Origin of the sequence: Lactobacillus sp. CBA3606, assembly GCF_002970935.1 — a bacterium.
Lineage (GTDB): Bacteria > Bacillota > Bacilli > Lactobacillales > Lactobacillaceae > Lactiplantibacillus.
In genome coordinates, this window is sequence record NZ_CP027194.1 from 43,049 (window position 1) to 67,942 (window position 24,894).

Here is a 24,894-nt window from a genome sequence, read left to right on the forward strand (position 1 = left end):
ACGCCATAACTTAGGCCCACAAACTGTGTCGGGTACCTAAATTATGGCGTTTTAAGCTTTATTTTTCAAAAGGATACCGATAATCCCATTGATTACGCGCGGCGGTCATGACGGCCATCACATCCGTTGTCTTGGCTAACGTTGTGTTGGCGAGTTGACCGGCGACCGTTTTTTGCATGTCAGCAATTTCATAAGCCATGGCTTGTGCAGTTGTACCGGCTTGGATGAGTTCAGTTGCGCCATTAGCGGCGGTGAAACGCGCTTGGTCGGCCCGGGGGTAAGAATCAATCGTGAAAAACCCATTTTCGTAGGCGACGATGCCTTGTTTGGGCATCTTAGCGCGAAACGTTAAAGCCACCGTTGCGAGTTCATCATGCGCCGTTCGGAGTGTAATCGTTTCGGCTTCATCCACGCCACTACTGAAACGATGCATCGTTGTCCCAGTAATCACGGGCGTTGCCGTTAAAAATTCACGGACAAAAGCGAGGGCGTAGACGCCAATATCAAGTAGGGCGCCGCCAGCAAGTTGGGGATTGAAGAACCGGTTAGTCGGATCGGGATCTTTGAAGCTACCGAAGCTAGCCTGAACCATTTTCAAAGCGCCTAATTCGCGTTCAGCCGCAAAATCATGCAGTCTTTGATACAATGGCATGTGATAAAGGGTCATTGCTTCAGTTAATATCAAGTGATTTTTGGTGGCGAGGGCGGTGGCTTCAGCGAGTTCAGCGCTAGTTAAAGTAATGGCTTTTTCGCTAAGGACGTGTTTGCCGGCTCGAAGCGCTGGTAGAATCGTGTCGATATGATAGTTGTGTGGCGTGGCGACATACACAATGTCGACTTGGTCATCCGCTAATAACGTTGTTAAATCGCTATAAGCTTTCGGGATACCATGGTCGTGCGCAAAGGTCGTGGCTTTGGCTTGCGAACGTGAACAAACGGCATACAGTTCACCATCTGGTTGATCAAAGGCAGTGACAAATTGGGTTGCAATATTGCCAAGCCCAACAATAGCCCACCGATAAGTTTTTGACATGAAAAAAGTCCTCCTTAAAATTCGAGTTTGGTCTGTCTCTAGTTTAGCAGGTGAAAAAGTTTTAGCAATCCGCTAACCGATATTTTATTCTGTGATGAAAGTCTGTAGAATAGAGGTAGCTGCTGATGCCAGTGAGGTGTCGGTTGCGTGAGTACATAGGTGAGTTAGTCGGCGACAAGTGGTACGACGAAGGGAGCGGATGAATGGCATTCAAAATTAAACGGCGGGCCAAAGGTGATACGGGTGGCTTATTAGTCCACCATGGTCAACCGCAATGGTTGAATATTTTTATTCTATGTTGTCTGATTGGTGGGGTTGTCTGGCTAGTCAGAGGGCACCAGTCACAACCAACCACGACAGCTAAAGCACAGCCAGCGGTGACGACGCATGCTGGCTTTATCAAAAAGCTCGCACCATCTGCCCAGCGCATGCAGAAAAAATACCATGTGTTAGCGAGTATTAGTTTGAGTCAAGCCATTTTAGAATCGGATTGGGGTCAAAGTACTAATGCCACTAAGAATTATAATTTATTCGGGGTTAAGGCAACAGCCGCTGAACCAGGCAAATTAATGATGACCAAGGAATATTATGATGGGGCTTATCATCAGGTTAAACAACGGTTTCGGGTCTATTCAAGTTGGGATGCGTCAATGGTTGGTCATGCCAAACGACTTGCCAATGGGCCGAGTTGGGATGCGACTCATTATCAGGCGGTCATTCAGGCCAAAGATTATCAGACGGCGGCACGGGCTTTGGTCACTGCGGGCTACGCAACTGATCCGAATTATGACCAAAAATTAATTAATATTATTCAAAAATATAACTTACAAAGGTATGATAAGTAGTAAGTGTTTTATAATAAAAAATATCACATCATCAGGAGGACGCTATGCAACAGCTTGAACAACGGATTTTACAGGACGGTCGGGTCTTACCTGGCGAAGTGTTAAAAGTGGATGGATTTTTAAATCATCAGGTCGATCCGGACCTAATGTTTGCAATGGGGTCTGAATTTGCGCAGTTATTCCGTGAAATGGGAATCACTAAGATTTTGACGGTGGAATCATCTGGGATTGCCCCCGCCGTGATGACCGGCCTGCAATTGCACGTGCCAGTGGTCTTTGCCCGGAAACACAAGTCAGTCACCTTGGTTGACGATCTATTTACTGCGGAAGTCTACTCTTATACTAAAAAAACGTCGAATCATATTTCGATTTCCAAGAAATTTTTAAGTGCAACGGATAAGGTTTTGATTATTGATGACTTCTTAGCAAATGGACAAGCCGTTCAAGGGTTGTTTGATATTTGTGATCAAGCGCAGGCGGCCATTGCTGGAGTTGGGATTGTCATCGAAAAAGTCTTCCAGACTGGGCACCAATTAGTTGAAAAACGGGGCGTCCGCCTAGAATCCTTAGCACAAATCACCTCATTTGAAGGCGATCGGGTTCACTTTGCTTCTGAACAAGCGTAGGTAAACATGATTAAAACTTGCAAGCAACGCGGGTGAAACGTATGATTATAAACAGATAAGCTTTTTAATTAGATGACTATTTATTGACAAGAAAGTAGGGACGGATGTGGACAACTCAGTTTTAAATCCAGGCGGTACTTTAGGTGTTATTGGCAATAGTACCAACGGTGTTGGATTGGTAATTGCCGCGCGTAATGCTGGCATTAATGTCGGGGTTTACGGTGATAATGAAAATACTGAGACCATGGAACTGGCAGATTTTCGCGTTGTCGGGGCCCTAAAGGATCAGCAACAATTACAGAATTTTGCGGAACGTTGCGATATGGTAACGTATGAATCTGAAACGATTGATGCATCAGTTGTTAGTTTCTTAGCGGCGCACACCCGCGTGCCTCAAGGAACCGATGCCTTAGAAATCATGCAAGATCGATCATTGGAACGGGCCTTTTTCAGTCAACTGAACTTAAATGTTGCGCCCTCAGCAACGATTGTTAGTCTGGATGATGTCTATCAATCAATTGGGTCGATTGGGTACCCCAGCATTTTAAAGCCGATTCAAAAAGGATTAGGGCAAAATCGGCAACTCGTCATTAAGACGCAGACCGATATTGTAAAAGCCGCTGATTTATTGGATTGGGGCACTTATTTATTGGAATCACTAATTCCTTATCAAAAAGAGTTGTCCGTGATTGTGGCAAAAACGGCGACGGCGACAGAATTTTTCCCAATTGTTGAGAATCGATATCGTGACCATGATTTATTGGAAACGATTGTCCCGGCGCAGATTGATGCCGCCGTTAATGATGAAATCTTACGAATTACGACTGAAATTAGCGATAATTTAACTTATACTGGGATTTTTGAAGTGGCCTTTTTCTTAACTGCCAGTGGTAATTTATACATTAAACGGATTGTTCCGGCCATGCATCAGGCTGGGTACGTCTTTGACCGGGCGACGAATATTAGCATGGCGGAGCAGCATTTGCGGGCAATCGCTGGCTTGCCATTAATGCCAATTAAACAAGTCATGCCGATTGTGGCCGTCTACTTCACGTCAGCCCAACTTAATGGGATTCGGACGCAATGGCAGATTAAACCAAATTGGTTCTTTAATTTTTACCATCGAACAAAATTACAAGCTGAAAAAGCGGTATTAGCCGGGCACGTCTTAATTGAAGCCGATAGCGTGAAAGATGCCTTGGATCAAGTTGATGATACTGGCATTTGGCGCTTAGGCGCTGCTACGAATGCAGCTGATAGTGACGCGCAACGTGATTAAATTTGAATCAAATGAGATAGTCGTCAGGCCAAGGAGCCGAGACGGCTATTTTTTGAGTTTCAGTGTGGTTTTTACACGCTAAAACTAAGCATTGACGGCCAAAATTTGCTATAATATTTGGTGACTGATTTTTAGAAAGGGTGGCGAACAGCGTGTCAAAAGAAAGCTTATTGGCTGGAATGAATGACAAGCAACAAGAAGCCGTTTTAGACACTGAGGGGCCGCTATTAATTATGGCCGGCGCTGGCTCAGGCAAGACGCGAGTGTTAACGCATCGCGTGGCTTATTTAATTGAAGAATGTGGGGTCAATCCCTGGAATGTTTTAGCAATTACATTTACTAATAAGGCCGCTCGTGAAATGCGTGACCGGGTTGGAACTTTATTAGGCGAAGCAGCCCGTGACGTCTGGGTCTCGACGTTCCATGCGTTATGTGTGCGAATTTTACGCCGCGATATTGATAAGATTGGCTATAACCGCGCATTTACCATTGCGGGGACTAGCGAACAACGGACCTTAGTGAAGCGGATTTTGAACGATCAAAATATTGATGCCAAAAAATTCGATCCCAGGTCAATTCTATCAGCAATTTCGAATGCGAAGAATGACTTACAGACGCCAGCAATGTATCAAGAAGCTGCGGCTAGTCCATTTGAGAGCATTGTAGCGGACGTTTACACCCAGTATCAACGGGAATTAGCTGCGGATCAAGCGGTTGATTTTGATGACTTAATCATGTTGACCATTCAATTGTTCCGTAGTGATGCTGAGACGTTAAGCTGGTATCAAAATAAATTTCATTATATTCACGTTGATGAATATCAAGATACCAATAATGCACAATATACGTTAGTCAATTTATTAGCCGATAAATACCATAACTTGTGTGTCGTGGGTGATGCTGACCAGTCAATCTATGGCTGGCGTGGTGCCAATATGGAGAACATCCTGAACTTTGAGCAGGATTATCCCCAAGCTGATAGCGTGATGTTGGAACAAAATTACCGGTCAACCAAAACAATTTTGGCAGCCGCTAATAAAGTAATTAATAACAATACGACGCGTAAGCCGAAAAAATTATGGACAGAAAATACCACTGGTGATCAGATCTCTTATTACCGGGGCCAAAGTGAAAATGACGAAACTCACTATGTCATTGCACAAATTCAAACCGAAATGGCTGAAAATCATTATAATTATGGTGATTTTGCTATTTTGTATCGGACGAATGCGCAGTCACGAGTGATGGAAGAGTCCTTAGTTAAGGCGAACATGCCATACATGATGGTCGGGGGCAATAAATTCTACGATCGTAAAGAAATTCGCGATGTGTTGGCGTATTTAACTTTGATTGTCAATGATCAGGATTCACTTAACTTTGAACGGGTGGTCAATGAACCGAAACGCGGCATCGGTCAGACGAGTGTCGATAAGTTACGGGCTTTTGCTGATGAAGCGGGTTATTCGATGTTAGAGGCCGCTAGCAACGTGGATATGGCGAATGGCATTTCTACCCGTGCTAAGGGGGCGTTAACCCAATTTGCTACTACCTTGAATGAATTACGGGCAATGCGGGCGTATCTCTCCGTTACAGATTTAACGCAAGAAATTTTAAATCGGACTGGCTATATGAAGGCGTTAAAGAACGCTAAAGCTACCAAGTCACTTGAAGCCCAGGCCCGGATTGAAAATATTGAAGAATTTTTATCCGTTACGAAGCAATTTGATGATAGCTACCAGCCAGAAGAAGAAGATAGTGATAAGTATGTCGACTTTTTAGCTGACTTAGCGTTAGTTTCAGATGTTGATAATGTCGAAGAAGAACCACAAGCGGTGACGTTAATGACGTTACATGCTGCTAAAGGTCTAGAATTTCCAGTGGTCTTCTTAATTGGGATGGAAGAAGGCATCTTCCCGTTGTCACGGGCGATGATGGATGAAGACGAGCTTGAAGAAGAACGGCGATTAGCCTATGTCGGGATTACGCGGGCTGAAAAGAAGTTGTATCTGACAAATGCGTATTCACGGATGTTATACGGGCGGCGTCAAAGTAATCAAGCCTCACGTTTTGTGGAAGAAATCGATCAAAGTTTGATTAAAAATGATAATACGTTAGATGGGTCACAAGGCAGTCAATTAGATGTCCCATTTGCAACCAAGAAGGCGTTGACGCCAGCTTATAAGAAACACCCAGTTGGCACGCGGGCAACGGTTAAAAAGGCCAGCGGTACTGGTGCTGATAAGAATAGCTGGTCAATTGGCGACAAGGTAACCCATCGTAAGTGGGGGACTGGGACGGTGGTTAAGGTCACCGGTGCGGGCGAAGATGCTGAATTGGATATTGCGTTTAAATCTGAAGGAATCAAACGATTGCTCGCAGCCTTTGCACCGATTAAAAAGGTCCAAGCCTAGAATTTTTGTTAGAGGAGGTTAATTAACATGGCAGAAACGCCCATCACACAGTTAGACGCGGCTAGTGCTGCAACTGAGGCTGGTCAATTACGACTTGAACTGAATCAGTGGCGGCAAGATTACTATGATCATGATGCGCCCCAAGTTGACGATGCAGTTTATGACCAAGTGTATGCCCGGTTAGTGGCTTTAGAGACGGCTTTTCCGGCCATAGTCACGCCAGATTCACCCACACAACTGGTTGGTGGTACGGTCAAGGCTGGTTTTGCCAAAGTATCGCATCCGATTCCGATGTTGTCGTTAGGCGATGTATTCTCACAAGCTGAATTACAAAGCTTTGATGAGCGGTTACGCCAAAATGTTGATGACCCATTTGATTATAATTGCGAATTAAAAATTGATGGTTTAGCACTATCCTTACAATATGAGAATGGGCGTTTAGTCCAAGGTTCAACGCGTGGTAATGGGTCCGTTGGCGAAGATATTACACGCAATATTATGACGATTGCGTCAATTCCACACCAACTAACACGCCCGTTAACGGTGGAAGTTCGAGGCGAGTGTTACATGCCTAAAGCTGCATTTGCGGCCCTGAATGAACGACGAGAAGCCGCTGGCGAGAGTGTCTTTGCGAATCCTAGAAATGCTGCTGCAGGGACGTTACGCCAACTAGATCCACGGGTGACAGCTGAACGTCAACTCAGTACTTTTATGTATAATGTCGCTGACTATGCGCCCTTAAAGGCCCGGACGCAAAGTGACTTGTTAACTGAGTTTGCGGACTTGGGCTTAGCGATTAATCCGACGTTCAAGGTGGCTCATACGATGACTGAGGTCTTTGACTATATTGACCAGTATCAAAATAAACGGGCGGACTTAGCTTATGGGATTGACGGGATTGTGATCAAAGCCAATCCGTTACCCTTGCAGCGCGCCTTAGGAGCCACGGTTAAGGTGCCACGCTGGGCCATTGCGTTTAAATTTCCACCAGATGAACAGCCGACCCGATTAGAAGCCGTTGAATGGACGATTGGACGGACGGGGGTCGTTACCCCGACTGCCGTTATGACCCCGGTGCAGTTAGCTGGTACCACGGTGGCGCGAGCTTCCTTACACAATCCGGACTATGTGCAAGCCAAAGATGTCCGGATTGGAGATACGGTATTGTTGCATAAGGCTGGCGATATTATTCCAGAAATTTCAGCCGTTGATTTGACGAAACGACCAGCGGCAGCCGTCGCTTTAGCAATTCCAACCAATTGTCCCTCATGTGGGGCACCGTTGGTTCATTTAGAAGATGAAGTGGCCTTAAGGTGTATTAATCCGAAATGTCCAGCTCAGGTTCAAGAAGGCTTAGTCCACTTTGCATCACGTAATGCGATGAATATTGAGGGCTTAGGACCTAAGTTGATTGCACAATTGTATACCAATCACTTGATTAGTGATGTCGCTGATTTATATCGGTTAACGAAAGATCAACTACTCGCTTTAGATAAAGTAAAAGATAAATCTGCTGAAAACCTCTTGACAGCGATTGACCGTAGTCGCAATAATTCACTTGAACGATTATTATTTGGTTTGGGTATTCGGCACGTGGGCGCCAAGGTTGCCCGCTTAATTGCGCAACACTTTGGCACGATTGATGCGCTGATGACTGCTGATCAAGCTGAAATTGCGGCGATTGACTCGATGGGCGATATTATTGCCAATGCAGTTGTCCAGTATTTCGGCAGTACGGCAGTGCAAACCTTAATTACCGAGTTACACGCTGTTAACGTTAATACCACTTACCAAGGTCCCAGTGCAACGGTTGCCAATGATAGTGACAGTTGGTTTGCTGGAAAACGGGTGGTCTTAACGGGGAAGCTACAGCGGTTCACGCGTACGGATGCTAGTCAGTGGTTAGAAGCACACGGGGCAACCGTGACCGGCAGTGTTTCTAAAAAGACTGATTTAGTGATTGCGGGTGAAGACGCGGGCAGTAAATTGCAAAAAGCAGAACAGTTGAACATTACGGTTTGGGATGAAGCCCGGTTCAGCACAACAATGAGGGAGGATGCATGAGCGTGAATGTCAAACGCATACGCACGATTGGCTTAGTGGCAGTTGCCGCAATCGTATTAGCCGCTTGTGGTAATTTAAAGAGTTCGTCATTTGGATCAAATAGCACGAGTACCACGACAACGGGGTCGAAAACCACGACCACGACCGGATCGACAGACTCAGAATTCTATCAAGGGGTCATTAAAAACGGCCAGTACCGGACCAGCAAATCACGGGGCGTCAATGTGTCTCAAAATGATAACGTGATGAACTTGAAGAGCTTTGAAACGGGTTTATTAGACGTTTCAAAGAAAGAATTCTCAACCAGTAAATACGTTTATCAAGAAGGGCAATATCTAAGCACGTCGACGGTTGAAGATTGGTTGGGCCGCAAGTCCAAGAGCAATGCGACCGGCTTAAACCCCGCTAGCAATGGGAAAACCGGTGCTAGTACGCGAAATCCAATTTATTTGCAACAATTGGAAGAACAAGACTATATGATTCAAAGTGGCAGTAAGCTCACCTTAGGTGGCGTGACCGTTGGGTTAGGTTTGAACTCAGTCGATTACTACACGAAAGTCGAATATGGCGCAACCTATGAGACCAATATCTCAACGACGGAACTTACAGCGCAAGGGAAGCGGATGGCTAATACCGTCTTACAACGCTTACGGCAAAAGTCGGCCTTGAAGAGCGTGCCAATTGTTTTGGCTCTTTACAAGCAGTCTTCAAATGATAGTCTAGTAGGTGGGAACATGGTGGCTTATGCCGTTTCTAAGAACGGGTCGACCAGTGTTAGTGATTGGAAAGCCCTTAATTGGAATAATTATGTCTTCCCAGCAACGACTGAATCGAAGAACGCCGGTGCCAATAGTACGGATACGTCTGATTTCAGTTCCTTTAAGACGCATGTTCAAAACTTCTTCCCGAACTTATCGGGCGTTACGGCTAATGCGCACTACAAAGACAAGTCATTGAGTAAGTTGAGTGTTAATATCACGACTAAGTTCTACAGTGAGACTGAAATCATCAGCTTTACGCAATACTTGGCAACGGCTGCCAAACGCTACTTACCATCAGGCGTACCGGTTGAGATTACGGTTAAGAGTGCGAATGGTGATATTCAGAGTTTCTTAGCTCGAACCGCCAAAGGGAGCGCTTATTACACCCATGTCTTTAGTGATCAAGGTAATAATTAAGTTAAATGATAATTGGTAGAAAGAAGGAAAATTGATGGCTGAAGAACGCATTGATGCTGAACAAGTTGCCCATGTGGCTAGCTTAGCGAAGCTTGAATTTACACCAGCACAACTTGAAACTTTTACGGGCCAACTTGAAAAAATCATTGGTATGTTTGAAGAATTAAGCACAGTTGATACGACGGGGGTTCCGGTGACTTCACAAGTGAGTGACCGACGGAATGCCTTACGCGCGGATGTTGCTGTTAAAAGTGATGACCGGGCGGCCTTATTAGCGAATGCCCCTGAAACGCAAAATGGGCTAATTAAAGTGCCAGCAATTATTGATGAAAGTGGGGACGGTGAATAATGGATTTCTTTGACCAAGATTTAACAAGTCTCCATGCAGATTTAGTGGCTAAAAAGCTCAGCGCCACCGAATTAACGCAAGCAACTTTTGCTAATTTGGCGAAAACTGATGCCCAAGTCGATGCTTTTCTAGGCTTGAATGAAGCGGCTGCGTTAACTAAGGCCCAACAATTAGATGCTGATGGGATTAACGCTGACAATGTCTTAGCTGGGATTCCAGTTGCAGTTAAGGATAATATTGTTACCAAAGGGCTCACGACCACCGCAGCTTCTAAGATGCTGGCTAATTTTGTGCCCGTCTATAATGCCACAGTCGTGGATCAGATGTTAGCTCATGATATGATTATCGTTGGTAAGACTAACATGGATGAATTCGCCATGGGTGGTTCGACTGAAACCTCAGCGTTTAAAGTAACGAAAAACCCTTGGGACTTGACGCGGGTCCCCGGTGGTTCTTCGGGTGGTTCAGCAGTCGCAGTCGCAGCTGGTCAAGTCCCGGTTGCCTATGGTTCTGATACGGGTGGTTCAATTCGGCAACCGGCTTCATTTAACGGCATTGTTGGGATGAAACCCACTTATGGTCGGGTATCACGTTGGGGCTTAATTGCCTTTGGGTCATCACTAGACCAAATTGGACCAATGACGCGAACGGTTAAGGATAATGCAACTGCCTTGAACTTGATTGCTGGTAATGATGCGCACGATGGCACGAGTTCTAAACGAGCTGTGCCAGACTTTACCGCCGGATTAACCGGCGATATTAAAGGCATGAAGATTGCGTTACCTAAGGAATACATGGGTGCCGGGATTGATCCTAAAGTCCGGGCAGTCATCCAAGCAGCTGTTAAACAGTTTGAAGCTTTAGGGGCAACAGTTGAAGAAGTCTCATTACCAAATAGTCGATATGGGGTCGCTGCTTACTACATTATTGCGTCCTCAGAAGCTTCTTCAAACTTACAACGGTTTGATGGAATTCGGTATGGTTTCCGGGCCCAAGACGTTAAGAACCTAGAAGATGTCTATGTTCGGAGTCGTTCTGAAGGTTTTGGTGATGAAGTTAAACGGCGGATTATGCTGGGCACTTTCTCATTGTCAGCTGGCTACTATGATGCCTATTTCCATAAAGCTGGACAAATTCGGACGATGATTATTAATGACTTTAATAAAGTCTTTGAAGACTATGATTTGATTATCGGACCAACTGCGCCAACACCAGCCTTTAAGTTGGGTGACGAAATTTCTGACCCGATTACGATGTACATGAATGATGTCTTGACAATTCCAGTTAACTTAGCTGGATTACCAGGGATGTCTATTCCAGCTGGCTTTGCCGATGGCATGCCAGTAGGCTTACAATTGATTGGGAAGTCCTTTGATGAAAGCACGCTTTATAAAGCGGGCTATGCCTTTGAGCAAGCGACCGACTTTCATCAAGCAACACCCACGTTAGGAGGGACGCATTAATGAATTTTGAAACGACTATTGGGCTAGAAGTCCACGTTGAATTAAAAACCAATTCAAAAATCTTTAGTCCGTCACCCGTTCAATTTGGGGCGGAACCTAATGCCAATACGAACGTGATTGACTGGGGCTATCCGGGGGTTTTACCCACGGCTAACCAAGGGGTTGTCGAAGCTGGGATTAAAACGGCCACGGCCTTACATGCCCAGATTGAATCTGAAACTTATTTTGATCGTAAAAACTATTTTTATCCAGATAATCCGAAAGCTTATCAAATTTCACAGCATGAAAAACCATTAGCTCATGATGGCTGGCTTGAAATTGAAGTCGATGGTGAAAAGAAACGAATCGGTATCGAAGAAATGCATATTGAAGAAGATGCTGGTAAGAATACCCATGAAAATGACTATTCTTACGTGGATTTGAACCGGCAAGGGACACCGTTAATTGAAATCGTGTCGAAGCCAGAATTAAGTTCACCAGCAGAAGCTTATGCTTACTGTGAAGCCTTACGGCAACGGGTGCAATTTACCGGAGTTTCCGATGTTAAGATGGAAGAAGGGTCAATGCGGGTTGATGTCAATATCTCGATTCGACCAGCAGGTTCAGATAAGTACGGTGTCAAAACCGAAATGAAGAACTTGAACTCTTTCAACTATGTCCGTAAGTCCCTCGAATTTGAGGAACAACGCCAACAACGGGTCTTAATGTCTGGTGGCAAAGTTCAACAAGAGACCCGCCGTTTTGATGAAACCACAGGTCAAACTATTTTAATGCGGGTTAAGGAAGGTAGCGATGACTACCGTTACTTCCCAGAACCAGATGTCCCCGTTGTTGAAATCAGTGATGACTGGATTGCTGCAATCAAGCGTGACTTACCCGAAATGCCAGGCTCACGGCGCGAACGTTACGTGCACGACTTTGGCTTAACGGCATATGATGCCGGTGTTTTGACCCAGACTAAAGAAATGTCAGACTTCTTTGATGCCACGGTGGCGGCTGGCGCAGATCCTAAGTTGACTTCGAACTACTTGCAAGGGGACGTTAATGCGTTCTTGAACGAAAATCGGGTCGATTTACAAGCGACGCAGCTTACGCCAAAGAACTTAGCTGGTATGATTAAGATGTTGACGGACGAAACAATTTCAAGTAAAATCGCGAAGAAAGTCTTCAAGGCAATCATGCAAGGTGAAGATCCGGTTAAGTGGGTCAACGACAAAGGTTTAGTTCAATTGTCAGATCCAGCTAAATTACAACCCATTATTGATGGTGTTTTGAGCAATAATCAACAATCAATTGATGACTTTAAGAATGGGAAAGACCGGGCAGTTGGTTTCTTGGTGGGTCAAATCATGAAGCAAACCCATGGTCAAGCTAATCCCAAAGTCGTTAACCAATTATTAATGACGGCTTTAAAAGCACGGTAAGTTCTAAAAATTTTGGTCAGACGCGGAGGAAGAATTAACATGCGTAAACGGGCACGAATCATTTATAACCCGACATCTGGTCGTGAAGCTTTGGCTCATGACCTCGTTGAAATTTTAGATATCTTTGAACAAGCCGGGTACGAAACCAGTGCCTATGCCACCACGCCAGCACCCAATTCAGCAGCTGATGAAGCTCGCCGGTGTGCGAAAGATGGCTTTGAATTACTCGTTGCCGCTGGCGGTGACGGGACCATCAATCAAGTGGTTAATGGGATTGCGGGGCTGAAACGGCGGCCTAAAATGGCAATTATCCCAGCTGGAACGACGAATGATTATGCTCGAGCGTTACGTATTCCCCGTAATGATCCCGTGGCAGCGGCTAAAGTTGTTTTAAAGAATCAGACAGTTAAGATGGATATTGGTCAAGCTGGTGAGCAGTATTTTATTAATATTGCTGCTGGGGGCCTATTGACGGAATTGACCTATGATGTCCCGTCACAATTAAAATCAATCTTTGGTTATGCGGCTTACTTAGCTAAGGGCGCCGAGTTATTGCCACGGGTGAAGCCCGTTGAGATGGACTTGAAATATGATGATGGTCATTTCACTGGCAAGGCATCGATGTTTTTCTTAGCTTTGACTAATTCAGTCGGCGGTTTTGAACAAATTGTTCCAGATGCATCGTTGGATGATGGCAAATTTACGATGATTATCGTGAAGACGAGTAATCTCGCCAAAATTTTACATTTGATGACGTTGGTCTTAAACGGTGGTCGGCACATCAATGATCCTAGTATTATTTATGTGAAGACTAACAAGGTGGTAGCCAAGCCAGTTGCTGACCGCTTAATGATTAACTTGGATGGGGGATACGGCGGCGATGCGCCGATGATTTTCCGTGACTTGAAGCAACATATCGAGATGTTTGCGGATACGGATCGGATTCCTGATGAAGCCATCACGGACCCTGAGATTCAAGATGCTGAACGTAATTTCGTTTCTGCGGTAGACCAATTACCAAAGGCCGTGGCTGATTCAGAAACTGAATAGCTTGCTTAAATTACCGTTTACCGATACAATGGTGGACGGTAATTTTTTTAACACGGTTAGTGGAAAATGGCTAACCGAGACCGTTTCAAAAAAATAAAAACTCATCTAATCAGAAAGAAAAAAGAGGAAATTAATGAAAACCACTTTACCAGTTTATAAGGACCAAGTCTTAGATGTCGAGATTATGGATCTGACTTATCAAGGCATGGGGGTTGCTAAAGTCGACAACTATCCTATTTTTATTGAAAATGCCTTACCAGAAGAAAAGATGTCTATTAAGGTCACTAAAACGACGAAAAACTTTGCGTTTGGTGAAATTGACCAAATTAAACAAGTTAGTCCACATCGGGTGAACCCTAAAGGCCGGGTTTATCGTCAGACCGGGATCGCACCGTTACAACATTTGGAATACAGCGAACAATTAAAGTTCAAGCAACATCAGATTGCCGAATTATTCACTAAGATTCATATGGACGATGTGGAAGTCTTACCAACCATTGGGATGGAAAATCCAACGCAATATCGGAATAAGGCACAAGTTCCCGTCCGCCAAGTACAAGGTAAGTTAACGACTGGCTTTTACAAAAAAGGTAGCCATCAATTAATGCCAATCGAAGATTATTATATTCAAGACCCTGAGATTGATAAGGCGATTGTTATCGTGCGCGATATTTTACGGAAGTACCACGAAACGCCATTTGATGAATTTCATCATAGTGGGACGATTCGGACGATTATGGTGCGCCGGGGGTACTACAGTCATGAAATGATGATTGTGATTGTCACCCGGACGAAGCATTTGCCAATGGCTGATGTGGTTGTAGAAGAGATTCAAGCAGCTTTACCAGAAGTCGTTAGCATTATTCAGAATGTCAACCAAAAGCGGACTAACGTCATTTTAGGACCAGTTAACAACGTGCTAGCTGGTAAGTCCACTATTAATGACCAATTGTTAGGCTTGACGTTTGCGATTTCAGCGCAATCATTTTACCAAGTGAACCCACAACAAACTGAAAAGCTTTATCAGTTAGCTATCGACCAAGCTAAGTTGACCGGAAATGAAACTGTGATTGATGCCTATTCTGGGATTGGGACTATTTCATTAACCATGGCGCAACATGCTAAGCAAGTTTATGGGGTCGAAATTGTGCCTGCTGCGATTGATAATGCCCGCCAAAATGCAGATAAAAACGGCATTAGTAATGCTAAGTTTGTCTTGGGCAGTGCTGAAAAGGTGATGGCTAAGTGGCAAGAAGACGGCGTTAAACCGGATGTTGTTGTCGTTGATCCACCACGTAAAGGGCTTGATGAAGCCTTTATTGAAAGTGCTGCTGCCATGGCACCTAAGCGGGTGGTTTACATTAGTTGTAACCCATCGACTTTGGTTCGTGACGTACAACGCTTTGGCGAACATGGGTACCATGTGAGTGCGCCAATTCAACCAGTGGACCAATTCCCACAAACGCCACATATTGAAAGTGTTACGGTCTTAGAACGAAACTAATCAAATTAAAGTCTGACTTAAGGGTCAGGCTTTTTTTGTTTCGGCGTGATCAAGCTAAAAAAGCTGCCGCGACTGTATCGCAGCAGCTTTTTCGTAATTAATTAATGAATAGACCGGGCTTGCGCTTGTTTAACTAATTTGGTAATCATCGCTGGGGCTTGTTGTTCGGCCTGAGCGGTGGCTTTTTGGGTGACAGTTTTAGTTAAGGCGGCAATCTGAGCCTTAGTCATGTTGGGTTGTGCGGCAACAGCTTGCTTAACTTGGGCCTGAACAGCTGCCGTAACTTGCGTTTTGGCCTGAGCGTCAATTGTTTTAGCCTGACTAGCCAACCATTTAGCTTGACTCACACTTAAGGTGGCCCAGGTGCTCGGGACTTTAAAAGTATTGTGATGACTGATTAAGGTCTGGTGCGTCCCAGTCCAGCGATAGAGTTCACGCCAAACGTTGTTATTATAAGTCCAGCGTTTCGTCGTCGTGACGAGTTGTGCCGTCGTGCCTGTCGTCGTAGCAATGTGGTTAGTGGTCGTCAAACTAACGGCGGTGTGCTGTTGTTTAGTCGATGACGGGGTTCGGTAAACATAAACTTTTTCAGTGTTGGATTTTTTAATGGGTTCATAAAGTAATAGTGAAACATAATTGTTTTTAACTGCAGAGCTTAAGGTCGTGGTGGTCGTGGCCGTCGTCGTGTGCATGCCCCAATGCCAATTATCATTACCAATCATCATGATGGCAGCGATAGTTAAGACCAGCAGACCACCACCGCCAATCAGCACCTGCCGAACAGGGTGATTCAAGGCTAAGAAGCCTACAATAAAGCCGAGCAAACCGATTATTAGGATAATTAAAATCATACGGTTTTACCTCCTTTAGGCGTGTCCTTAACCATGAAGGCAAAGATTAGCCCCACTAAGCCAATGGCCGTTGCAACGAGAAAGGCCGCGTGAAAGCCTTGCATGGCAGCGCTGTAAGCTTGTTTTTGATAGGCTAACGGTGCCGTGTGTAGCAAGTGTTTGACGGGATTCGCATTACTCGTCACGTTCGCTAAGACACTCCCTAAAATGGCGGTCCCCATGGAAGTGGTCACTTGGCGCATCGTACTATTAATGGCGGTCCCATGACTGAGTTGAATCCCTTTGAGATCAATCGAACTGGCAGCAGTTAATGGCATTGTCACTAAGCCCACGCCACTCATTAAGATAATGTATTCAAAAATAATGTAGGTGTACGGCGTGTGCTGTGTGAGCATTGAAAACGGTAGCGTGCCTAACGTTAACAAGAACATGCCCATTAAGGCCAACCGCCGACCACCAATTTTGTCATAGGCCCGGCCACTAAGCAAACTGATTAGGCCGTAAAGTAAGGCCCCTGGCAGAATCGTTAAGCCAGAATCTAACGGACTGAGTCCACGGACATTTTGCAGATACATTGGCAAAACAACTTGTACCCCAATCATCGCAGTATTGGCTAATGCGGTGATAATGGAGGCAATTGTAAATGAGGGGATTTTTAAGAGCCGGATGTTTAATAATGGGGCTTTCCGTGGCCATTCACGCCAAACAAATAAACCAATAAAAATCAGGCCGATAATAATACTGATAATGACAATACCGGATGTCCAGCTGTGATTACCAACGGATGAAAAGCCATATAACAAGCTCCCAAAGCCAATGGTCGATAAGGCGATTGCCCAGGCATCAATGGGGGATTTTTTAATCGGGATGACCGGTCTAACTGTAAAGCAAGCGAGCACTAAAATAATGGCAACCGGTGGAATCATCATGCCAAAAAGATCTCGCCAGCTGGCATTGTCAAGAATCCAACCAGAAACAGTGGGTCCTAACGCTGGCGCTAGCCCGATGACAATCCCGCCTAGCCCCATCATTGTGCCACGTTTTTCCGGTGGAAAGATGACTAAGAGGACGGTTTGAATCGTGGGAAAAGTGATTCCAATCCCGATGGCTTGTACCAGCCGACCGAGTAAGATTAGTTGGAAATTATGCGCGGTGTAACTAATAATTAGGCCAATTAAAAAACAACCTAAAGCGGCGGTATAAATGAGCCGTAAACTAAAATTATTGAGCAACCAGGCGCTGACCGGAATCATAATGCCCATAACGAGCAAGAAGCCGGTGGTTAACCATTGTACGGTCGCGCTAGAAATTGAAAAGCGCGCCATTAAGGTGGGATAAGCGGTCACGAGCATGTTAGTCGTGAGCGCTGTACAAAACGTTCCCAGTAATAAGGTGATTGTTAGCCAGACTTGGCTGTAACGTTTACCATTGGTATCCATCGATGCAACCTCCGTTGCTTTTATTTATAAACTGTCCAAATCAGTTTGAGGCTAGTATAATCCTTTTGGTCAAAAAATTAAACTGTGCAACGATGTTTATGTAAATTAACTAATAATAGAATTGAAATTTAATAAAGCTTAAAGTTCGCAATTGTAACCGATTTAAATGTGGTTTAATTCCGGTTTTAGCGGTATGCTGAAAGTCACATTTAAAGCAGTTAATGCGTTATAATAATAAACGAATTAATTTTGAGAGTGGGGATCACATGATAAAGAGAAGAACATTAACGCAAGCCAAGGTATTGGCAACCGCCAATCAATTAATTGAAACTAATGGATTGGGTGGATTGACCATCCGTGATTTGGCGATGGCCTTAGATGTCCGGCCACAATCAATTTATAATTATGTGGATAGTTTGAGTGATTTACTCGATCAGGTTGGGCTACAGTTCGTTCAGAGTGTTTCTGATCGTTTGGTCGATAAGCTAGCTGAAACCGGTGAAGAAGAAAAATTAATGGTTTTCGCACAAGAGTTTCGAGCAGCTTGTAAGCAACACGTGGGGTTAGCTCCATTATTGTTGAATTTAAAAGATGATTTGAAAAGTCCGCGTACCCAAAAAGCGTTGATTAAATTGTATCAAGATATGTTTCGGCCTTTGCAGCTCGATGATAGTGCTCGGGTTGAAAATACCTTATATCGGTCGACTTTATTTGGGTTTATTCTCCAAGAAATCGGCGGCTTCTTTACGATGCCAGCGGATGCATTAGACGTGCGTTTTACGCAAACGATGCAATTGGCTATCGATCAAGAAAAATTAACTTAAGTTGGTGCGGATGTTTGGGTGCAATCCCAAGCATCTTTTTTTATACCAATTACTTTGACACACACAGTAATTGGTGTTACATTATTAACATTGAATTACTGTGTGACACATAATAGTTGTTTTGAAAGGAAGTTAAGCATGAAGCCGGCGATTTCAAAAGAGATCATTCGTGGGCATACGACCACGATTGTCCTCAATATTTTAAATCAGGGTGATAGTTACGGTTATGCGATTGCGAAGACGATTAAGACGTTGAGCAATGCCGCTTACGATATCAATGAAGCCACGTTATATACCGTTTTTCGACGGTTAGAAAAAAATGGTGACATTACGAGTTATTGGGGAAATGAGACCCAAGGCGGTCGCCGTAAATATTATCAGATTTCAACTCAAGGCCAACAAACTTTGGCCCATAATACTGAAGAATGGCAATTTGCCAAACGTGTGATTGATGATTTGATTTTAGGAAGGATTGATAAGCATGAGTGAGAAGATTGAACAATTGGTGGCGATGCGCTTAGCCACGTATTTTAAGCAGCAGACGATGACCCCCGCTTTAGCGGAGTTAAAGACTGAATTAGCAACAGATTTAAATGAGGCGGCTAATGATAAGCTGGCAACGAGTGGTAGTGCTGAAGCGGCTGTAGCCGAAGCTTTTAGTGATTTTGGTGATATCCATGACTTGATTGCTCAAGTTAATGCTGAAAATGGAACGAATGCTGATTTACATGCCCATCGGGTGGTGATTGATGACGACAGTCTAATGATTGATGATGGTGAAACGCTAAAGATGGATGCGACGGGTGTTTCGATTAATCATGGCGCAATTAAGGCGGATGCGTCCGGTTTAAAGCTTGGTAAGGTCGTCTTTAATGAAGATGGGATTAATATTGAAGGGCGACCGGGCGTTAAGCCTAATTTTGGTGATCCCGTGCAACCGTTGAATTTGGCGGGGGAATATCAAGACAACCTGCGTTTGGTTAATGAACAGCGGTTTGAAGTGGCGGCGCTGACAACACTGTCGATTGCTTATCGTTCAGCACGGGTAAAAATTTTACCGACCGTGGGCGCAGATGATGAAATTATTGTGCGCGAATACATGAATCATAATAATGCCGCCTATTATGCGCAAACGACTCAAGTCGGAAGTGCTTTAAGTGTGGCCCAAGGTAAAGTGCCCTTCCTGATTCCATTACGGGTGCACGTTCAGATTCATGTGCCAGCTAAATTTATGGGGGACCTCAGTGTGGCTAGTCGCTCAGGTGCTTTGTTAATGGCCGGATTGGAAAATTTAGGCGTGGTGAGTTTACGGGTCGTTAGTGGCAGTTGTCGGATTGGAACGGTCAGCGCTCGTGCCTTAAGCGCCGACATCGTCTCGGGCAGCTTACAATTAGATCAATTGCGTGTGACTGAACAGTTAGGCATGCTAGTTAAGAGTGGCCGGTTACGGTTGGCCGATGTTCAAGCCGGCCAATTTACCGCAACCGCAACGAGTGGCAGTATTCAAGGTACGCAATTAGTTGGCGGTGGGAGTTGGAATGCCAAATCTGGTGCGATTAAACTTAGCTTTGATCGTTTAACGGGCGATATTAATTTGGATGCCAAAAGTGGCGCGATTAAGTTAGCCTTACCGGCCGATACCAGCTATTGGTTTGAGTTGGAGGCTCATAGTGGTCGCGTAGTTGCCCCCGCTAATGCAGTTAAGGATCATATTGCCGATGGCTATCAAGCGGGGCAAGTCGGTACGACGCCGCACTACCAAGTCAAAGGTCGGACGACATCGGGATCAATTCGATTATATTAACTTGTCATCATCAGGAAACGTTTGGGTTGTCCAAACGTTTTTTTATATTCAGAATAAGTTTACTACCAGTTTAAGGGGGAAACGGCCTATAATCTAATTAGGCTATTTAGAGGGAGTGGGGGGACAAGATGTTGGGGATTAGTGAACAGCAATTAATTAAGCGATTAGTACCAACCATTGTGCGTATGCGGCAAACGAACTTTTATCAAATTGTGCAACGGACTGTTATGCTGACATTTCCATTTGTATTGATTGGCTCGTTTAGTCAAATTATTCAAGTGACGGTATTAACCAAAACAGGGTTCATCGCCAGTATTTTTCATTTATCGAAATGGGTGCCATATTATCGCTATTGGCATTATCCGTTTGATAATTTAACGAATTTAACGTTGAATAGTGTCGCTGTTATTGCGGCTTTTGGGGCGGCCAAGTATCACGCCAAATTGCACCACCGTGATGACCAGTTAGCTGGCTTGACTGGCGCAATTGCGCTATTGCTAGTGGCCTATCGGTATACCGACCAATCACATGGTATCTTTACCACGGCGCTGTTAGGGGCTAACGGGATTACCGGTGCCATTTTAGTGGGCAGCGTGACCGGTGCTTGCTTTCAGTGGCTAGGACAACCAGCACCGCACACTAAAGTAACGGTAAATCCGCCAATTTTAAAGCGTACGTTAGGGGCGTTATTGCCGATGACATTGGTCTTGGGACTGGCTGTCGGGGTCAGTTTAATTTTAAATTGGGTCTTTATTGTCAATTATCCGGAGCAATTATTAGGTACGGTTCAAAAAGTTGCGACCACGAGTCATAGCTTGTGGTTGACCTTTAGTATGGCAATCTTGACGTTATTATTAGAAATTTTAGGCTTTGCGGGACCGTACCAACAACGTCTGATGGTTAGTAGCCCGGCCACGACGGCTAATTTGAATTATGCTTTGAGTCATCATTCCGCGATGCACGTGCCATATCCAGATACGGCCAATACCCTTTATCATGCTTTCGGGACTTTTGGTGGGACTGGGATGTTACTGGCCTTAGTCATCGCAATCTATTTACGTGGTCAACAACCCCATTATCGGATTGTCGCTAAGCTGGGCGTGTTACCCGCGTTATTCAATAATAACGGGCCCATCATGACCGGGCTACCAATCTTATATAATCCCATTTATTTGATTCCCTTTGTGTTAGCCCCGGTGGTCAATATGGGGTTAGCGGCCCTAGTCATCGCCGCCAAATGGTTGCCGCCGATGGTCTATCCGGTGCCGATTGGGACGCCCGGACCATTGGTGGCCTTTATTGGCACTAATGGTAACTGGGTCGCCTTAGCGTTGGGCATGATTGATCTAGGCTTGTCGGTGTTAATCTATCTGCCGTTCATGCGTTTGGCAGAAGCAACCATCCAAGCGGCGGAAGTCGAAAGTCGCCGGCGGGAGGTGACTAATCATGAAAGCTAAATTAACACAACGGCGGCTCTTAGTCGTCCTCGGGATAGCGGTGCTTTTTTTGGCTGTGTTAGTCTGGCCGGCTTACACGTGGACTAGAAGTAACGTGGCGTCGATGACGGGGCGACATGATTCACAGCTCTCACCCGTAATCATGATTCCTGGGAGTAGCGCAACTCAGAATCGATTTGACACCCTCGTGACCCGGCTAAACAAAACGACGCAAAAAAAGCATAGTTTAATTAAGTTAACCGTGCATACCGACAATCGGATTACGTCTTCGGGGGCCTTACGTCCGCGCGATAATGAACCAATTATTGTGGTCGGTTTTGAGAATAATAAAGATGGTTATAATAATATCAAGAAACAAGCTTATTGGTTTTCACTGGCCTTTAAGCAGTTGGCTAAAAAATACCAATTTAATAATTTTAAAGCGATTGGTCATTCCAATGGTGGCTTAATCTATACGTATTTTTTGGAGCATTATTTTAATCGTGATGATATTACGGTGAAACGGATGATGACGATTGGATCACCTTATAACTTCTCGGAAGCCAATTTAAGTCATAAGACACAAATGCTGGCTGATTTTATTAAGTATCGCGAAAAAATACCAAAAAAATTGGCGGTCTATTCAGTTGCGGGCACGGAAAACTACGATACGGATGGCTTAGTCCCTGCGCGTAGTGTTGAGGCTGGCAAGTATGTGTACCAGGGCCAAGTCAAACATTACACGGAAATTACGGTGACGGGTGGCGATGCACAGCATTCAGATTTACCGCAAAATCAGCAAATCGTGCATCTGATTCAAGAATATATTTTGAATCGTCAAAGTAGTAAGCAGAAGCATCTAATCAGTGCGACGGATAATTAAAAGGCACCGGCGGCAGTTGAGCTTGATGATGCCAGTAAACCAGGACGGGTTAGGTGTAAGCTGTGGTCGGTTGCGAAACTGTGGTAAAATTTGGTCATGGAGGTGGTCAGATTGCCTAGACAAGCACCCACACATCGTAATCGGGTTTTGACCTTGATTCGGTCGTATTATCCTAATTTAAGTCCGACGGATCGAAAAATTGCCGATTACATTATTCAGGACCCCGTTAAGACGGCGGCCCAATCAATTTCGAGTTTGGCGGCAGCCGTGGGCATTTCAACGGCCACAGTATCACGGTTCGTCAAACGTATTAACTTTAATAGCTTTCGTGATTTTTCACGTGAATTAACGGCTGCAGAACCGTTAGAACGCACCAATGCCGAAGCGTTTCAAGACGTCGAAAAACAAACGACGTTTAAAGGTATTGCTGAAACTGCGTTTAATAGTATTCGTAGTTCACTCGATCAGACCAGTCAAGTGATGACTGAAGCTGATTTAAAACAAGCGGTGCACTTATTGTTAGGTGCGCGGACGATTGGTTTTTATGGTCTGGGGGGCTCGGCGGTAGCGGCCCTTGATGGCTATCATAAGTTCATCCGTACGGGGATTTCTTGTGCCTATAACAGTGATTATGATATGCAACTGATGCAAGCTGCACAGATGACCACTAAGGATGTTGCAGTGGTTATTTCACATACCGGTCGGAATCAGCAGACCTTACAACTTTTAAGTACGCTGACAAGCCAACAAGTGCCGGTTATTGCTTTAACCAGTTTTGGCAATTCACCATTGGCTAAAGCGAGCACGGTAGCTTTCATTTCAGTCGCCGAAGAAGTGAATTATCGCTCCGAAGGCTTGACTTCGTTGATTGCGCAAATGAGTATTATTGATAGTTTATTTTTGATGACGGCGGTGCACGGAAATATTGAGATGGCGGCTAGTTTGGGCCGTGTCCGGGATGCAATCAGTCAAACACGAACAGAACTCTAGCCTGCGTTAGGTCAGTATTTTCAAGATGGGATGATTGATAGATGGCAAAACGACAACCTTTTAAACCAATTTATGCCCAGACGCGTGCTGCTAAATGGCGACGACGCTTGGGCTGGTGGGCCGTGTTATTAGTGATATTAGGGCTGATCTTTGGGGGCTGGCAGTGGCTACAATTGAAACGAAGTGCCGTGGTTAGTGGCTTTGATGTCCGTGGCGTGGCCGTCACACAGGCGGATGGGTATTTAGACTTTGCGGCCTTACAAAACGATGGCTTAAAATTTGTTTACCTCAAGTCAACGCAAGGTGCGAGTTATACGGATGATAACTTTTCGAATAATTATGCGCGGATTTTGGGAACGAGTTTAGGTGTCGGCGTGTATCACGTGTTTAGCTTTTCAACCTCGGGACAAGCGCAGGCCGCTTACTTTGAAAAAACAGTTAACGACAATATCGGGAATCTCCCCATCGGGATTCAGGTTCAGTATTATGGTGATTATACGGCGAAGACCCTTGCAACCAAACGGGTGCAACGCCAGTTACGGCAGTTGGTTTTAAAGTTGACGGCCTATTATCAGCGGCAGTGTGTGATTTGGGTCACGCCGAGCTTAGCCAAGACGTTAGTTAAGCCAGTCATCAAAAAAACGCCGTTGTGGTTAGATACGGCGCAGACACATGGTCGCTCACAACGCGTCATGTTTATGAGTTATGCGAAGCGCGCCGTTTATCGTCAAAGTGGTGTTAGTCAAGAATTTACGGGTTTAATTTATAATGGCGATGAGTCAGCATTTCAAAAATTAATTGGCGTTGGTTTGAATTAAGCCGTTTGAGCAGTCAAAATTAGCCTGGGTTTTAGCCCAGGCTAATTTTAGTCACTGATTTTATCAAGTTGATTAGGCGATAAAATCACATAATTACGATTGTCGGCCTCATCAAATAACGTAACAGGCCGTTGTTCGTTGGCTTTAATTTCTAAATGAAAGCCATATTTATCAAGTAAGACTAGGGCACTGGGTGAAATCGATTCCACCGTTGCCGGCATTGCGCGACCATCGATCCGGATAATCATATTAGGGTCAATCTCTAATTTGTGGTCCCGGTGATGGTCTTCATCGCGATAGGTCCAAGTCCCAGCGTAAAAAACAGCTAAATCGCCACGGTTTGTTTTTGAAGGGTGTTGTTTGCGGATGAGGGTGCTTGAGAGTCCTGCCAGTAAGGATAAGCCAAATAAAATGGCGCCACGTCGCTTCACCGGATCAACCTTCTTTCATAATAGTTTACCTCTAAAATATACCACTAAAGAATGGGTAACGTCACGAAATATGGTGTTTTTAGTAAACCATTTAAACTAGTGTTACTTTTAGGTAATATAGTAATATTTATGCCATAAAACTGTTAAACTGTAATCATAAGTAATCTGACTGATATCAAAATTAAACCGGTT

22 protein-coding genes are annotated in these 24,894 nt (G+C 44.7%); 18 read left to right on the forward strand and 4 right to left on the reverse strand.

Translation table 11 applies throughout. The features are described 5' to 3' along the window. Positions 1-58: 58 nt before the first annotated feature. A complete protein-coding gene (locus C5Z26_RS00285; protein ID WP_105448064.1) occupies positions 59-1,033 on the reverse strand; it encodes a Gfo/Idh/MocA family protein in 975 nt (324 codons plus the stop codon). A gap of 203 nt (positions 1,034-1,236) precedes the next feature. Between C5Z26_RS00285 and C5Z26_RS00290 the strand changes: the two genes are divergently transcribed. The 11 genes from C5Z26_RS00290 to rlmD all read left to right on the forward strand — a co-directional run bounded on the left by C5Z26_RS00290 (position 1,237) and on the right by rlmD (position 15,226). Continuing rightward, complete coding sequence (locus tag C5Z26_RS00290) at positions 1,237-1,878, forward strand: glycoside hydrolase family 73 protein (protein ID WP_105448065.1); 642 nt, start codon at positions 1,237-1,239, stop codon at positions 1,876-1,878. Positions 1,879-1,922: 44 nt separating this feature from the next. After that, entirely contained in the window at positions 1,923-2,504 is a 582-nt protein-coding gene (locus tag C5Z26_RS00295) for a xanthine phosphoribosyltransferase (protein ID WP_105448066.1), read from the forward strand. Between the two features lie 106 nt (positions 2,505-2,610). Then, entirely contained in the window at positions 2,611-3,783 is a 1,173-nt protein-coding gene (locus C5Z26_RS00300; RefSeq protein WP_105448067.1) for a 5-(carboxyamino)imidazole ribonucleotide synthase, read from the forward strand. Positions 3,784-3,935: 152 nt separating this feature from the next. Further along, positions 3,936-6,194: a DNA helicase PcrA gene (pcrA, locus tag C5Z26_RS00305; protein ID WP_105448068.1), complete on the forward strand. Its 2,259-nt coding sequence runs from the start codon at positions 3,936-3,938 to the stop codon at positions 6,192-6,194. Between the two features lie 27 nt (positions 6,195-6,221). After that, on the forward strand, positions 6,222-8,258 hold the full coding sequence (ligA, locus tag C5Z26_RS00310; RefSeq protein ID WP_105448069.1) for an NAD-dependent DNA ligase LigA: 2,037 nt from the start codon (positions 6,222-6,224) through the stop codon (positions 8,256-8,258). A gap of 2 nt (positions 8,259-8,260) precedes the next feature. Next, positions 8,261-9,436 carry a CamS family sex pheromone protein gene (locus tag C5Z26_RS00315; RefSeq protein WP_105450097.1) on the forward strand — a complete coding sequence of 392 codons (1,176 nt, stop codon included), beginning with the start codon at positions 8,261-8,263 and terminating at the stop codon, positions 9,434-9,436. 34 nt (positions 9,437-9,470) lie between these two features. Continuing rightward, positions 9,471-9,785 carry an Asp-tRNA(Asn)/Glu-tRNA(Gln) amidotransferase subunit GatC gene (gatC, locus tag C5Z26_RS00320; protein ID WP_105448070.1) on the forward strand — a complete coding sequence of 105 codons (315 nt, stop codon included), beginning with the start codon at positions 9,471-9,473 and terminating at the stop codon, positions 9,783-9,785. Further along, complete coding sequence (gene gatA, locus C5Z26_RS00325) at positions 9,785-11,248, forward strand: Asp-tRNA(Asn)/Glu-tRNA(Gln) amidotransferase subunit GatA (protein WP_105448071.1); 1,464 nt, start codon at positions 9,785-9,787, stop codon at positions 11,246-11,248. The genes gatC and gatA overlap by 1 nt, the downstream gene beginning before the upstream one ends. Beyond that, positions 11,248-12,672: an Asp-tRNA(Asn)/Glu-tRNA(Gln) amidotransferase subunit GatB gene (gatB, locus tag C5Z26_RS00330; RefSeq protein ID WP_105448072.1), complete on the forward strand. Its 1,425-nt coding sequence runs from the start codon at positions 11,248-11,250 to the stop codon at positions 12,670-12,672. The genes gatA and gatB overlap by 1 nt, the downstream gene beginning before the upstream one ends. A 39-nt stretch (positions 12,673-12,711) precedes the next feature. Then, on the forward strand, positions 12,712-13,722 hold the full coding sequence (locus tag C5Z26_RS00335; protein ID WP_105448073.1) for a diacylglycerol kinase: 1,011 nt from the start codon (positions 12,712-12,714) through the stop codon (positions 13,720-13,722). Between the two features lie 133 nt (positions 13,723-13,855). After that, entirely contained in the window at positions 13,856-15,226 is a 1,371-nt protein-coding gene (rlmD, locus tag C5Z26_RS00340; protein WP_105448074.1) for a 23S rRNA (uracil(1939)-C(5))-methyltransferase RlmD, read from the forward strand. Between the two features lie 101 nt (positions 15,227-15,327). Here rlmD and C5Z26_RS00345 read toward each other — a convergent pair whose 3' ends face one another. Together C5Z26_RS00345 and C5Z26_RS00350 are read right to left on the reverse strand one after the other, a co-directional pair. Further along, entirely contained in the window at positions 15,328-16,077 is a 750-nt protein-coding gene (locus C5Z26_RS00345; RefSeq protein ID WP_105448075.1) for a DUF4811 domain-containing protein, read from the reverse strand. Beyond that, positions 16,074-17,516 carry an MDR family MFS transporter gene (locus C5Z26_RS00350; protein WP_105448076.1) on the reverse strand — a complete coding sequence of 481 codons (1,443 nt, stop codon included), beginning with the start codon at positions 17,514-17,516 and terminating at the stop codon, positions 16,074-16,076. The genes C5Z26_RS00345 and C5Z26_RS00350 overlap by 4 nt, the downstream gene beginning before the upstream one ends. A gap of 266 nt (positions 17,517-17,782) precedes the next feature. Between C5Z26_RS00350 and C5Z26_RS00355 the strand changes: the two genes are divergently transcribed. The 7 genes from C5Z26_RS00355 (at position 17,783) to C5Z26_RS00385 (ending at position 24,271) form a co-directional block, all read left to right on the forward strand. After that, positions 17,783-18,340, forward strand: coding sequence for a TetR/AcrR family transcriptional regulator (locus C5Z26_RS00355; protein WP_105448077.1), 558 nt, complete (start codon positions 17,783-17,785; stop codon positions 18,338-18,340). Positions 18,341-18,478: 138 nt separating this feature from the next. Beyond that, positions 18,479-18,829, forward strand: coding sequence for a PadR family transcriptional regulator (locus C5Z26_RS00360; protein ID WP_105448078.1), 351 nt, complete (start codon positions 18,479-18,481; stop codon positions 18,827-18,829). Beyond that, a complete protein-coding gene (locus C5Z26_RS00365; protein ID WP_105448079.1) occupies positions 18,822-20,144 on the forward strand; it encodes a DUF4097 family beta strand repeat-containing protein in 1,323 nt (440 codons plus the stop codon). Before C5Z26_RS00360 ends, C5Z26_RS00365 begins: the two co-directional genes overlap by 8 nt. A gap of 128 nt (positions 20,145-20,272) precedes the next feature. Next, complete coding sequence (locus tag C5Z26_RS00370; protein ID WP_234005695.1) at positions 20,273-21,601, forward strand: PTS transporter subunit EIIC; 1,329 nt, start codon at positions 20,273-20,275, stop codon at positions 21,599-21,601. Next, positions 21,591-22,463: an alpha/beta hydrolase gene (locus C5Z26_RS00375; protein WP_105448080.1), complete on the forward strand. Its 873-nt coding sequence runs from the start codon at positions 21,591-21,593 to the stop codon at positions 22,461-22,463. The genes C5Z26_RS00370 and C5Z26_RS00375 overlap by 11 nt, the downstream gene beginning before the upstream one ends. Positions 22,464-22,574: 111 nt before the next feature. Next, positions 22,575-23,453: a MurR/RpiR family transcriptional regulator gene (locus tag C5Z26_RS00380; protein WP_105448081.1), complete on the forward strand. Its 879-nt coding sequence runs from the start codon at positions 22,575-22,577 to the stop codon at positions 23,451-23,453. A 41-nt stretch (positions 23,454-23,494) separates the two neighbouring features. After that, positions 23,495-24,271 carry a GH25 family lysozyme gene (locus tag C5Z26_RS00385; protein WP_105448082.1) on the forward strand — a complete coding sequence of 259 codons (777 nt, stop codon included), beginning with the start codon at positions 23,495-23,497 and terminating at the stop codon, positions 24,269-24,271. 47 nt (positions 24,272-24,318) lie between these two features. Here the strand turns inward: C5Z26_RS00385 and C5Z26_RS00390 are convergent, their stop codons facing one another. Then, positions 24,319-24,702, reverse strand: coding sequence for a DUF4828 domain-containing protein (locus C5Z26_RS00390; RefSeq protein ID WP_105448083.1), 384 nt, complete (start codon positions 24,700-24,702; stop codon positions 24,319-24,321). Between the last annotated feature and the right edge of the window lie 192 nt (positions 24,703-24,894).